Origin of the sequence: Streptomyces mangrovisoli (genome assembly GCF_000974985.2) — a bacterium.
GTDB lineage: Bacteria > Actinomycetota > Actinomycetes > Streptomycetales > Streptomycetaceae > Streptomyces > Streptomyces mangrovisoli.
In genome coordinates this window covers 123,122-135,621 of the sequence record NZ_LAVA02000058.1, presented here as the reverse complement: position 1 = coordinate 135,621, position 12,500 = coordinate 123,122, and the positions used below count along the sequence as shown (strand labels likewise).

The 12,500-nt window shown below is 73.8% G+C and carries 9 protein-coding genes; all 9 read left to right on the top strand.

Going from position 1 to position 12,500, the window contains the following annotated elements:
- Positions 1–22: 22 nt before the first annotated feature.
- Positions 23–1,381, top strand: coding sequence for an MFS transporter (locus WN71_RS24130; RefSeq protein WP_052743102.1), 1,359 nt, complete (start codon positions 23–25; stop codon positions 1,379–1,381).
- A 13-nt stretch (positions 1,382–1,394) separates the two neighbouring features.
- Positions 1,395–2,204, top strand: coding sequence for a universal stress protein (locus tag WN71_RS24125; RefSeq protein ID WP_079178063.1), 810 nt, complete (start codon positions 1,395–1,397; stop codon positions 2,202–2,204).
- A gap of 188 nt (positions 2,205–2,392) precedes the next feature.
- Positions 2,393–4,366, top strand: coding sequence for a glycoside hydrolase family 15 protein (locus WN71_RS24120; protein WP_079178062.1), 1,974 nt, complete (start codon positions 2,393–2,395; stop codon positions 4,364–4,366).
- Positions 4,363–5,796, top strand: a complete 1,434-nt coding sequence (locus WN71_RS24115; RefSeq protein WP_046588129.1) for a glucose-6-phosphate dehydrogenase — start codon at positions 4,363–4,365, stop codon at positions 5,794–5,796. Before WN71_RS24120 ends, WN71_RS24115 begins: the two co-directional genes overlap by 4 nt.
- Complete coding sequence (locus tag WN71_RS24110; RefSeq protein WP_079178061.1) at positions 5,780–6,307, top strand: gluconokinase; 528 nt, start codon at positions 5,780–5,782, stop codon at positions 6,305–6,307. Before WN71_RS24115 ends, WN71_RS24110 begins: the two co-directional genes overlap by 17 nt.
- 287 nt (positions 6,308–6,594) lie before the next feature.
- The gene (locus tag WN71_RS24105; RefSeq protein WP_046588124.1) at positions 6,595–7,044 is read left to right on the top strand and encodes a phospholipase; all 450 of its coding nucleotides are present in this window, start codon (positions 6,595–6,597) and stop codon (positions 7,042–7,044) included.
- Positions 7,045–7,314: 270 nt separating this feature from the next.
- A complete protein-coding gene (locus WN71_RS24100) occupies positions 7,315–8,946 on the top strand; it encodes a serine hydrolase (protein ID WP_046588122.1) in 1,632 nt (543 codons plus the stop codon).
- Positions 8,947–9,589: 643 nt separating this feature from the next.
- Positions 9,590–10,840, top strand: a complete 1,251-nt coding sequence (locus WN71_RS24095) for an alpha/beta fold hydrolase (RefSeq protein ID WP_240529743.1) — start codon at positions 9,590–9,592, stop codon at positions 10,838–10,840.
- Positions 10,837–12,429, top strand: coding sequence for an alpha/beta fold hydrolase (locus WN71_RS24090; RefSeq protein ID WP_046588118.1), 1,593 nt, complete (start codon positions 10,837–10,839; stop codon positions 12,427–12,429). Before WN71_RS24095 ends, WN71_RS24090 begins: the two co-directional genes overlap by 4 nt.
- The last annotated feature ends 71 nt before the right edge of the window (positions 12,430–12,500 follow it).

Below are 12,500 nucleotides of genomic sequence, written 5' to 3'. Positions count from 1 at the left end.
CCGATCCCTCGAAGAGAGCCGTATGACCGCCGACAGCACAGCTCCGTCAGGGGCGTTCGCCGCGCTCGCGGTCCGTGACTACCGGGTCTACTGGGGCACGGGCCTGGTGTCCAACGTGGGCAGTGCCATGCAGGGCGTCGCGCTCGACTGGTTCGTCCTGACCCGGACCCACAGCGGCACCGCGCTCGGCTGGGTCGCCGGACTCCAGTTCGCCCCAGTGCTGCTGTTCGGCCTGTGGGGAGGCGTCGTCGCCGACCGGTACGACCGGCGGACCCTGCTGCTGGTGACCCAGACGCTGTACGCGGCGCAGGCGTCGCTGCTCGCGGTGACCGTGCTGACCGGCCATGCCCCGCTCTGGCTGCTGTACGTCCTGTCCTTCGCGCTGGGCGGCGTGTTCACCGTGGAGAACCCCGCCCGGCTCTCGTTCGTCACCGAGCTGGTGGGCCGGGCGCTGATCCCGAGGGCAGCGGGCCTGAACATCCTCTCGCTGAACGCGGCCCGCCTGATCGGCCCGGCGATCGCCGGCGTGCTGGTCGGCGCGGTCGGGGCCGGGTGGGTGTTCGCGCTGAACGCCGTGTCCTTCACCGTCGTCCTGGCCGGACTGCTCTCGATCCGGCCGCGGGGACGCTCGTCGCGTGCCGTCGACCGGCCGCCGTGGACGGGAGCGGGGGCCGAGGGGCTGCGCTATGTGGCCGCGCGGCCCGAACTCGTCGGCGTGTTCACCGTGTTCGGCGTGACGGCCACGTTCGCGGTCAACTTCCCCACCACGCTGACCCTGTTCGCCGGACGGGTCTTCGACGGCGGCTCGCAGGGACTCGGGCTGATGAACACCGCGCTGGCGGTCGGGACCGTCGCCGGGACGATCGCCGCCACCCGGGGCGTCTCGCCCCGGGCCCGCACGGTCGTGGTCGGCGCGCTGCTGTTCGGCGGTTTCGAGGCGGTCGCGGCCGCCATGCCCACCTACCCGGCCTTCCTCGTCCTGCTGCTGCCCGTCGGCTTCACGCTGATGACGCTGAACACGGCGGTCAGCGCGTTCGCGCAGGCCGAGGTCAGCGACGTCATGCGCGGCCGGGTCATGGCGGTGTACACGGTCATCTCGATGGGCGGCAGCCCGGTGGGGGCACCCGTCGTCGGCTGGGTCTCCCAGCACGCGGGGGTGCGCTGGGGCATGGCCGCGGGCGCGGCGACCGCGGTCCTGGCGGCGCTGGCCGTGGCGCTGTACCTGGCCCGGAGGCAGCCCCGGCAGCCCGCGCGGTTGCGGACCCGTACGCCGCGTGCCGCAGGGGAGGCGGCCGTACCCGGCCCCGGGGTCGGCTGGCGGCGGCCACCCGGTGGGGTGAGGCTGGAAGGAGAGGCGAGAGGGGGGCGCACACCGACATGACCGTGGAGGTTCCATGGGCGGCCTGGTCGTCGTAGGAGCAGATGGTTCGTCGTCCAGCGACGGCGCGGTGGTGGCGGCCGCGCGGGAGGCCCAGCGGCGCCGGGCGCGGCTGCACGTCGTGCACGCCTTCAGCTGGCCCGTCGGCGCCCTGTACGCGCCGCTCGACCCCGGGCCGCTCGACAGCCTGGCCCACGACGCCGCACAGCACGCGCGCAGCATCGTGCCCGACGTGGAGGTCACCCACAGCGTCATGATCGGCGGCGCGGTGTCGGTGCTGGCGGCGGAGTCGCGCGCCGCGGACCTGCTGGTCGTCGGGCGCCGGGGCAGCGGCGGCTTCGTCGGCATGCTGCTCGGCTCCACGGCCGTGTCGCTGGCCGCCCACAGCCACTGCCCGGTGCTGGTCGTCCGCGACGAACCGAACCGCGACGGGCCCGTCGTGGTCGCCGTCGACGGTTCGGCCGAAGGCGAGGGGGCGATCGAATTCGCCTTCGCCGAGGCGGCGTTGCGCGACACCGAGATCCTCGCGGTGCACGCCTGGCTGCCGGACCACGTACCGCCCGGGACCGGCGTGGAGAGCGCCGAGCGACTGCTCGCCCAGGCCGTCGCCGGGCGCCGGGAGCGCTACCCCGACGTCGAGGTCCGGCAGGAGGTGCTGAGCGGCGAACCCCGTGAGGTCCTGATCGACGCGAGCAAGGACGCCCGGATGCTGGTGGTCGGCGCCAGGGGCCGGGGCGGCTTCACCGGGATGCTGCTGGGGTCGGTCAGCCAGGCGATGCTGCACCACGCGCACTGCCCGGTCGCCGTCGTCCGGCGTCGGAACTGAGCGCGGCCCGGGAGGCGTCGGCGCCGTCGGCGGTCGCACGCCCGCGCTGCCCACGCACTCGCTCAACCTCATGCAGTCCGCTCAGCTCGCGCAGCAGCCCGCACAGCCCGCACAGCCCGCACAGCCCGCACAACCCGCGCAGCGCGCCGGACGGCCCCGGGACCGGGCCGGTGCGGAATCGAGGAGCCATGCACCAGCCCGACCCGCCGTTCCGTCCGGTCCGCCGGCGGGCGGGCTACCTGCCGCTGGAGGACCTCGGCCTCATCGGGGACGGCTCCACGGCCGCGCTGGTCGGCCTGGACGGCTCGATTCCGTGGATGTGCCTGCCCCGGTTCGACTCCGACCCCGTCTTCTGCGCCCTGCTCGACCACGCGCGCGGCGGCCACTTCACCGTCAGGCCGGAGGACCTGGTGGAGGCCCGGCAGCGCTACGAGCCCGACACCGGCGTGCTCATCACCGAGCTGCGCAGCACCACCGGCCTGGTACGGGTCACCGACGCGCTGACCGTGCGGCCCGGCACCGACCTCACCGACGACGCCCCCGCCGGGCGCAGCGAACTCGTCCGCTCGGCCGTCGTCGTCTCCGGGCACGTACGGCTGCGCGTGGAGCTGGAGCCCCGCGGCGGCGGCACCGCGCGGGAGCTGTTCAGCGGCCTGGAACTGCGCCCGGCGCGACGGCCGGACCTGCGGCTGCACCTGCGCTCCAACCGCCCCCTGACCGGTCTGCGCTCCACCCATGACCTCGGCCGGGGCGACCACCTCGACCTCGTGCTGTCCTGGGGCCGCTTCCACCGCCACCACCGCTTCGAGGCCGACACGATGCTCGCGGACACCGCCGACGCCTGGCGGCGCTGGATGCGCCACTTCACCTACGAGGGCCCCCAGGAGGCCCTGGTCCGGCGCTCCGCCATCACCCTCAAACTGTGCGACGACTGGAGCAACGGTGCCCTCGTCGCGGCGCCCACCTCCTCCCTGCCCGCCCCGATCGGCGGCGTGCGCAACTGGGACTACCGCTACGCCTGGATCCGGGACGCCGCCTACGCCGTTTTCGCGCTGCGCCGCATCGGCTTCACCGGCGAGGCCGACGCCTTCCTCGGCTGGGTCCTCGACGCCGTGGAACAGAGCGGTGCCCCGCGCATCATGTACAGCCTCGACGGCGGCCGCGTACCCGACGAGGTCGAGGACGCCGAACTCGAGGGCTACCGCGGCTCCGCCCCCGTGCGCTGGGGCAACGGCGCGGCCGACCAGCGCCAGCACGACGTCTACGGCGAGATCCTGGACTGCGCGGACCAGTGGCTCCGCACCGACCAGTGGCTGCGCGCGGGCCGTGAGGTGCCGTCCGCGCTGTGGGCGGGTCTGTCCGGCCTCGCCGACACCGCCGAGCAGGCGTGGCGCCAGCCGGACCAGGGCATCTGGGAGGTGCGCAGCGACGGCCGGGTGTTCACCTACTCCGCCGGAATGTGCCAGGTCGCCCTCGACCGGGCCGTGGCCATCGGCGAACGGCTCGGCCTGCCCGGACCGGTCGCCGGTTGGCGGGCCTCGGCCGACCGGCTGCGGCGGCTCATCCTGGAGGAGTCCTGGGACGAGGACGCGCGGACGCTCAGCGCGCACCTGGACGGCGGCGGACTGCTCGACGCGAGCCTGCTCGCGCTCCCGCTGCGCCATGTGGTGCCCGCCGGCCACCCGCGGATGGTGGCGACCACCGCCGCCGTGGCCGAACGTCTTTCGGCGGGCGGCGGACTGCTCTACCGCTACCTGCACGAGGATTCGCCCGACGGGCTGCCCGGCGACGAGGGCGCGTTCGTGCTGTGCAGCTTCTGGCTGGCGGACAACCTGACCGCCCAGGGCCGTATCGACGAGGCCGAAGAGGTGTACGCCTCGCTCTGCGCCCGTACGAGCCCGCTCGGGCTGCTGCCGGAGCAGATCCACCCCACCTCAGGAGAGTTCATGGGCAACTTCCCCCAGGCCTTCAGCCACATCGGGATCATCGCGAGCGGCGTGAACCTGGCCCGGGCGAAGGCGGGCGCGCGGGGGGAGCCGGGTGCCCGTGCGGACTCGGGCGGCGGCCGGACGACAGGCGGTGGCGGGATGGGAGGCGGCGGCGGGACGGCGGACGCCCGTGCGGCCTCGGGCGGCCGTACGACCTCGGGCGGTCCGGCATGATCCAGCGGCTCGCCGTCTTCGGCGGCACAGGCGATCTCACCGCCCGCTATCTGCTGCCCGCGCTGGCCGCCCTGCGGGCCGAGGGGCAGCTCGGCGACGGCTTCCGGCTGACCGGCGCGAGCCGGGAGGAGTGGGACAGCGACCGCTACCGCACGTGGTGCGCCGAGCAGCTCGACCGGCACGGCGGGGCGAGTCCCGCCGGCGCGCGCAGGGCCGTCGTGGCCTCGGCCGGCTACCGGCGGGCGGACGTCACCGACGCGGCGGACGTCGCCGCGGTCGTGGCCGGCGACGAACCGGTCGCCGTGTACCTCGCCCTGCCCCCGGCGCTCTTCCCGCGGGCGGTCGACGCCCTGCACGACGCGGGCCTGCCGCCCGGCAGCCGGATCGTGCTGGAGAAGCCGTTCGGCGAGGACCTGACGAGCGCCCGCGAGCTGAACCGCCTGCTCGCCGACGTCGTACCCGAGCGTGCCGTCTTCCGGGTCGATCACTTCCTGGCCATGACGACGGTCCAGAACGTGCTCGGCAGCCGCCTCGCCAACCGGATGCTGGAGCCCATCTGGAACAGCACCCACATCGCCGAGGTCGAGATCGTCTGGGACGAGACCCTCGCCCTGGAAGGCCGGGCGGGCTATTACGACGGCGTCGGCGCCCTGAAGGACATGGTCCAGAACCACCTGCTGCAACTGCTGTGCCTCGTGGCCATGGAACCCCCGATCACCCTCGGCGAGCGGGACCTGCGCGACCGCAAGGTGGACGTGCTGCGCTCGGTGCGCCTCCTCACCGACCAGGACGTCGTCCACCGCACCCGCCGCGCCCGCTATCTGCCCGGCCGGATCGGCGGGCACGCCGTACCCGCGTACGCCGACGAGGAGGGCGTGGACCCCGGCCGGCACACGGAGACGTACGCCGAGGTCGAACTGGAACTGGACAGCTGGCGCTGGTCCGGCACCACGTTCCGGCTGCGCAGCGGCAAGGCCCTCGGACGCGACCGCAAGGAGGTCGCGGTGCGCTTCCGGCCCGTACCGCACCTGCCGTTCGGGCACGAGGGAGAGGCCCGGCCGAACGTGCTGCGCTTCGAACTCGAACCGGAGGGCATGACCCTCGACATGACGGGCATCGGCGCCCACGCCCAGGCGCTCACCCCGCTCTCGCTGACCGCGCGGCTGAAACCGCCGCACCTGCCCGCCTACGGACGCCTCCTGCTCGACGTCCTGAAGGGCGACCCGGCCCTTTCCATCCGCGGCGACGAGGCCGAGGAGGCGTGGCGGGTGCTGGCCCCGGTGCTGAGGGCGTGGGAGAGCAACCGCGTCCCGCTGGAGGAGTATCCGGCCGGTTCCGACGGCCCGGCGCCCCGGCCGTTCGAGGGCGACCGGCGGCGGCGCAGCGACCTGCTGCACCCCGAGGCGCTGCCGCATGACGGGCCGCACTGAGCACCGGTCCCCGTGCGTCGTCGTCACGGGCGTCGCAGGGAGCGGAAAGACCACGGTGGGCCGGCTGCTCGCGGAGCGGCTCGGTGTTCCCTTCGTGGACGGCGACGACTTCCACTCGGCGGCCGGCATCGCCAAGATGGCGTCCGGTACGCCGCTCGACGACGCCGACCGCGGCCCCTGGCTGGCGTCGGTGGGCCGCTGGCTCCAGGAGCGGGACAACGCGGGCACGGGCGCGGTGGTCGCCTGCTCCGCGCTCAGACGCGGCTACCGCGACACCCTGCGGGCCGCCTGCCCGTCCGCGTTCTTCCTCCATCTGACGGCCGACCGCGCCCTGTTGGCGTCCCGCCTCGATCGGCGCACGGGCCACTTCATGCCGAGCGCGCTGCTCGACTCCCAACTCGCCACGCTGGAACCCCTGGAGGCGGACGAGCGGGGGAGCGACCTGTCGGTCGACGCGAGTCCTGACACCCTGGCCGATCGGGCGGTGGGGTTGGTGGCGGGAGAGGCGTAGCAGCGGGCCCCGGCCCCTCCCATCTCCCGCCCACTCGGTCCTGACCAGCCGAAACGATCGCGGACCGGACAGGCGGCGCAAGCACGGAGCAACCCCGGCCAACCTTCACACGCCCACCCCATGTTCTGACGCGTCCATGCAAATTTTACCGTTCAACATCTACCCGCATAGAGATTCCGCGCCCCATCCTGTGCACGCAGCGCTGCACCTATGGCCGGAGCGCCTTCCGGTCGTGTTCCCCCACCCTGCCCGAGCGCCCCCGCGCGCCCGAGTGACTGGAATCCCGCATGCGCAGAATCGCCACCGGCGTCGTCGCCTCCGCGGTCGCCGTCGTCGCCACCGTCGCACTGTCCGCCCCCGCCAGCGCCGTCCCGGCCGACAAGGCCCAGGTCCTGTCCAACTGGACCCAGACCACGTCCGCGAGCTACGACGCCTGGTACGCCGCCCGCAACAACCAGTCCGCCTGGTCCGCGTACGCCTTCGACTGGTCCACCGACTACTGCAGCGACTCCCCGGACAACCCGCTCGGCTTCCCCTTCGCTATGTCATGCGCGCATCACGACTTCGGCTACCGCAACTACAAGGCGATGGGCACCTTCGACGCCAACAAGGCCCGCCTGGACACGATGCTGTACGACGACCTCCTGCGGGTGTGTGCCGCCTACAGCGGCGTCACCAAGACGACCTGCAACAGCACGGCCTGGACCTACTACGAGGCCGTGAAGGCGTTCGGCTGATCCCTGCCGCCGGTCTCCCGGCGGGTGGCACCCGCCGGGAGACCGGTATCCCGCCGGCGGCACCGAACTCTCGCCGGCGGCACCAGCTCTCGCCGACAGTCCCGGTATCTCGCCGACGGCACCGGTCCGCACCGACCGCACCGCTTCCCGCCGACGGCACCGCTGCTCACCCACTCGGCCGCGCCCGAGTGCCGCGGCCCACCGCCGTGGCCAGGATGGAACGGGCGCGACCGTGCCCCGTACGGGCACCCGAGCGTGAGGAAGCGGACCATGGCGCGTCGGAGTCGCAGGAACAGACCGCGTCGCCTGGCCCGTGCGGGCGCGGCGGTGGCGCCGCTGAGCGCGCTGGCGCTGGCGCTGTCCGGCTGCGGCGACCCGGTCGCCGTCCGCGGCGGTCCGGCCCCCGCCACCTCCCTGTCACCCACGCCACCGGCCCAGCCCTCGCCCCAACTCACCCCGGCGCAGGTCACGTCGGCGGTCGGCAGACTCGACGGCATCGTGCAGGACGTGATGCGGCAGACCGGCGTGCCCGGGGTCGCCGTGGGCGTGGTCCACCACGGAACCGTCGTCTACGCCAAGGGCTTCGGCGTCCGCGAGGTGGGCCGGAGCGCGCCGGTCGATCCCGCCACCGTCTTCCAACTGGCCTCGCTGTCCAAGCCGTTGTCGTCGACCGTCGTCGCCGGGGCGGTCGGGCGCAAGACCGTCGGCTGGGACGATCCGGTGGTCACCCACGACCCCGGCTTCGCCCTCAAGAACTCCTACGTCACCGCGAACGTGACCATCGCGGACCTGTTCTCGCACCGCAGCGGACTGCCCGACCACGCCGGCGACCTGCTGGAGGACCTGGGCTACTCGCAGGACTACATCCTTCACCACCTGCGCCTGGAACCCCTGGCACCGTTCCGCGCGAGCTACGCCTACACCAACTACGGCCTCACCGAGGCCGGCGAGGCGGTGGCCGACGCGGCGGGGACCCCGTGGTCGCGGCTCGCGGCCGACACCCTGTTCCGCCCCCTGGGCATGACCCACACCAGCTACCGGCGCGCGGACTACGACAGCGCCGCCGACAAGGCGTCCGCCCATGTCGAGGTCGACGGCCACTGGAAGGTCTCCACCACCGAGAACGCCGACCGCCAGGCGCCCGCCGGCGGCGCGAGCTCGAACGTCGAGGACCTCACCAAGTGGATGCGCCTCCAACTGGACGACGGCACCTTCGAGGGCAGGCGACTGGTCGACGCGACCGCCCTGAACGAGACCCGCGTCCCCCACATCGTCTCCTCGCCGCCGCGCGCCGCGGCGGGCGAACCCGGGTTCTACGGCCTCGGCTGGAACGTCGGCTACGACGACGGCGGGGCCGTCCGCCTGAGCCACTCCGGCGCCTTCGACCTCGGCGCCGCCACCACGATCACCCTGCTGCCCGCCGAGGGGCTCGGCATCGTCGTCCTCACCAACGGGCAGCCCATCGGCGCGCCCGAGGCGGTGGCCGCCACCTTCCTCGACATCGCCCGCAACGGCCGGCAGACCGTCGACTGGCTGCCCTTCTACCGGCAGGTGGTCCAGGCCGCCGCCTACACCGGTGTCTCCCCGACGGACTACGCGAAGCCGCCCGCCCACCCCGCCCCGGCCCATGCCGCCGCCGCGTACACGGGCACCTACGCGAACGACTACTACGGCCCCCTCACCGTCACCGCCGACCCAGGCGGCAACCTGAGCATGACGCTGGGCCCGCAGACGATGTCGTTCCCCTTGACGCACTACACGGGGGACACCTTCAGCTATCGGACGCAGGGCGAGAACGCGGTGGGCCTGTCGGGCGTCACCTTCCACCTGCGTTCCGGCAGGGCGACCGGTGTCACCGTCGAGCACCTCGACGCGAACAAGCTGGGCACCTTCACCCGCTGAGGCCCGCGCCGGGCCCGGTCCTCACCCAGGAGGCGCAGCCGCCCGCCCCACCCGGGCGCACCCGGCTGCTCCGACTGGCGCCCACGAGTGGTGGACGTCATGGCGCACGCACAGGCTGGACTGCACCGTGCCCGCCCCGCGTATCGCGGCGGCGGGCCGCCTTGCGTCGACGTCGTAGAAACGAGAGCAGATGGCAGCACAGCACAACGGACCGGGACGCCCACGGTCCGTGCACCGCAGACCCCTTGGCAGGAGGACGGGCCACCGGCACCCGCGGCGCAGCGCCAGGGAGGCGCGCACCGCGGTGACCGGCCTCGTGGCGGGGCTGGCCTTCCTGGCCGCCCTCGCCCCGACCCCGAGCAGCGCCGCGCCGGTGTTCGACCGGGGCGGGCCGGCGCGGGGCAGCGCCGCGGCGCCTCCCGGCGGAGCCGAGCCGGCACCGGGTGTCGGAGCCCAGGGCACCCGGCGCCCCCCGCGTTTCGTGCCCGGCCCCTGCCCGGACACCCCCCAGCCGGTCCAGGGCCGGTGCGGGTACCTCGAAGTCCCCGAGAACCGCGCGGCCCACCACAGCCGGACCATCCGGCTCACCGTGGTCGTCGTTCCCGCCGTCGCGAAGAAGCCGGGCGCGGACCCCGTGGTCTTCATGACGGGCGGGCCCGGCGGCGACGCGATCGACGACATGCCGTTCCTGATCGACGCCGGCGTCAACCAGGACCGCGACCTGATCGTCATGGCGCAGCGAGGCACGCTCCACTCCCTGCCGGCCCTCACCTGCCCCGAGATCGACCGCTTCTACGCCGACTCCGTGGGGCTGCCCTACGACGCCCCGTCGACCGGACGCCTCCTGGTGCGCGCGGCCAAGGAGTGCCGGGACCGCCTCACCTCCGAAGGCGTCGAGCTGAGCGCCTACAACACCACCGAGAACGCGGCGGACTTCGCCGACCTGCGCCGGGCGCTGCACCTGAACAGGTGGAACGTCTACGGCTATTCCTACGGCACCGACCTCGCCCTGACCTATCTGCGCCGTCACCCCGAGGGCATCCGCTCGGTGGCCATCGACTCCGTGGTGCCGCCGCAGATCGTCAGCCTGCCCTGGACCTGGGACAGCGCCCAGGAAGGCATCGGCGCGATCTTCAAGGCCTGCGCGGACCAGCCGCGTTGCCACGCCCGCTACCCGGACCCGGCCCGCACGCTCACGCAGCAGGTGCGGCGCCTGGAGGCCCACCCGCTGACGGTGACGGTCCCGCCCCCGTCCGGCGGAGATCCCGTCAAGGTCGTCCTGGACGGCGGCGCGCTGATCAACCTCCTGGTCGCGAACGCCGTTCCGGCCGTCGACGTGCCCGCGGCGCTCGACGAACTCGCCCACGGAAACCCCACCCGCTTCGCGCAGGCCCGCGCGGCCGGAGCCACGGCCGCCGTCGGCGAGTTCGCGCACGGCCTCACCCAGTCCGTGGCGTGCGCCGAATGGGTGCCCGGCTACTCGCAGACCGACCTGCTCGCGGCGGGCCGCCGGGCCTTCCCCGGCTTCCCGGACTCCGTGCTCGCCCAGGCGCCCCAACTCCCCTTCGAGAAGGACGTGTGCCGGGTCTGGAACGTGCCGGACCGCACCGCCGTCCAGCGCGTGACGACCACCAGCAACACCCCGGCGCTCACGCTCTCCGGCACCTTCGACGCCAAGACCGGGGCCAGTTGGGGCGCGTACGCCGCCCGCACACTGCACCGCTCGACCGCTGTGCTGATCCCCGGCATCGGTCACTGGGTCGTTCCACAATCCCCGTGCGCGGCCGACGTGTTGACGTCCTTCCTCCTCCACCCCACCGCGCCGGACACCAGCTGTGTGGCGGGCCTCGCGCCCCAGCCCTTCACCATCACCCCCCGACTGGAGACCGCATGACGACCGCCCGCCCGCCGCGGCGCCACAGACCCGCACGACGACTCCCGGCCACGTTCGCCGGTGCCACGGCCGGCCTCCTCGCCGTGGGCCTCGGCGCCACCCCCGCCGGCGCGGAGCCAGGCGCCGGAACCCCGCTCGGCACGGTCGCCCGCACGGCGGGTCACGCCCGCTTCGTGCCCGGCCCCTGTCCGAGGACCGCGGACCCCGTACCCGTCCTGGACGAGGCCCACTGCGGCACCCTCACCGTGCCCGAGAACCGTTCCAGGCCCAAGGGACGGAAGATCACCCTGAGCGTGGCGATCGTGCCGGCCGCCACGCGGCGACAGGCGTCCGACCCGATCGTGTGGTTCGCGGGCGGACCGGGCGACGACGCCGTCTCCGAGGCCCAGTTGGCGATCGACGGCGGCCTCAACCGCGACCGTGACGTCATCTTCATGTCCCAGCGGGGCACCTACTCCGCCGACCCGGCGCTGCTGTGCCCGAACATCGACGAGTTCAACGCCAAGGTCGTCGGCCTCGTCTACGACGCGCCGTCCACCGGAGCCCTGCACGTCCGGGCCACCCGCACCTGCCGCGACCAGGTGACCTCCCGCACCCCCGACCGGGCCGCCTACAACACCACCGAGAGCGCCGCCGACTACGCCGACCTGCGCGTCGCGCTCGGCATCAGGCGGTGGAACGTCTTCGGCATCTCCTACGGCACCGACCTCGCCCTCACCTACATGCGCACCCACCCCCAGGGCGTCCGCTCGGTCGGCATCGACGGCGTGCTGCCGCCGTCCCTGGCCGGGGGAGCGGTCACCTGGAAGGCCGCGCGGGAGGGCTTCGACGGCCTGTTCGCCGCGTGCGCGCAGGAGACTGCCTGCAACCGCCGCTATCCGCACCTGTCCGCAACCTTCGACCGCCTCGTCAGCAAGCTGGAGGCCCACCCGGTCACCACGACGGTCACCGTGCCGAGCCAGAGCCGGCCCGTGAAGGTCGTGCTGGACGGCGGCGCCCTGGTGACCTGGCTGACCTCCGCCACCCACGTGGCGGCCGGTGTGCCCCGCTCCATCGACGAACTCGCCCACGGCAACCCGCAGCGCATCGCCGAGCAGTGGGCCGGCGGCAAGGTCAGCCCGCAGGCCGTCGGCCGGGTCGCCCACGGCCTCGCCTACGGCGTGTTCTGCGGCGAGTGGACGCCGTACGAGAGCCAGTCCGACGTGATCCGGGCGGGCCACCGCCTGTTCCCGACCTACCCGCGCTCGGTCGTCGCCAACGCACCCCAACTGCCCTTCCTCCAGGCCGACTGCCGGGCCTGGAACGTCCCCGCCCAACCGCCCGCCGTCCGCAGCGTGGTGCGCAGCGACATCCCGACCCTGGTGATGTCGGCCGGGTTCGACGCCCAGACCGCGTCGAGCAACGGCCCCTACGTCGCCCGCACGTTGAGCCGCCCCACGGTCGTCGAGGTGCCGTACGTCGCCCATGTGGCGTTCGCCGAGTCGCCGTGCGCGCAGTCGATCACGACGTCGTTCTTCGACTCGCCGACCCACGCGGACACCTCGTGCCTCGCGGGCCTGCACCCACCGCAGTTCGAGATCGCGCCCTGACAACTCCCCACGCACCACCTACCGTCCGGCCGGCCCCACGACACGCTGTCGTGGGGCCGCCGCTGTTCCGC

Bases quoted from the DNA above. Each gene is read 5' to 3' on its own strand.
- WN71_RS24100 (WP_046588122.1), top strand. From the start codon at position 7,315: ATGGCGCGTCGGAGTCGCAGGAACAGACCGCGTCGCCTGGCCCGTGCG.
- WN71_RS24095 (WP_240529743.1), top strand. From the start codon at position 9,590: ATGACGGGCGGGCCCGGCGGCGACGCGATCGACGACATGCCGTTCCTG.
- WN71_RS24105 (WP_046588124.1), top strand. From the start codon at position 6,595: ATGCGCAGAATCGCCACCGGCGTCGTCGCCTCCGCGGTCGCCGTCGTC.
- WN71_RS24115 (WP_046588129.1), top strand. From the start codon at position 4,363: ATGATCCAGCGGCTCGCCGTCTTCGGCGGCACAGGCGATCTCACCGCC.
- WN71_RS24130 (WP_052743102.1), top strand. From the start codon at position 23: ATGACCGCCGACAGCACAGCTCCGTCAGGGGCGTTCGCCGCGCTCGCG.
- WN71_RS24090 (WP_046588118.1), top strand. From the start codon at position 10,837: ATGACGACCGCCCGCCCGCCGCGGCGCCACAGACCCGCACGACGACTC.
- WN71_RS24110 (WP_079178061.1), top strand. From the start codon at position 5,780: ATGACGGGCCGCACTGAGCACCGGTCCCCGTGCGTCGTCGTCACGGGC.
- WN71_RS24120 (WP_079178062.1), top strand. From the start codon at position 2,393: ATGCACCAGCCCGACCCGCCGTTCCGTCCGGTCCGCCGGCGGGCGGGC.
- WN71_RS24125 (WP_079178063.1), top strand. From the start codon at position 1,395: ATGGGCGGCCTGGTCGTCGTAGGAGCAGATGGTTCGTCGTCCAGCGAC.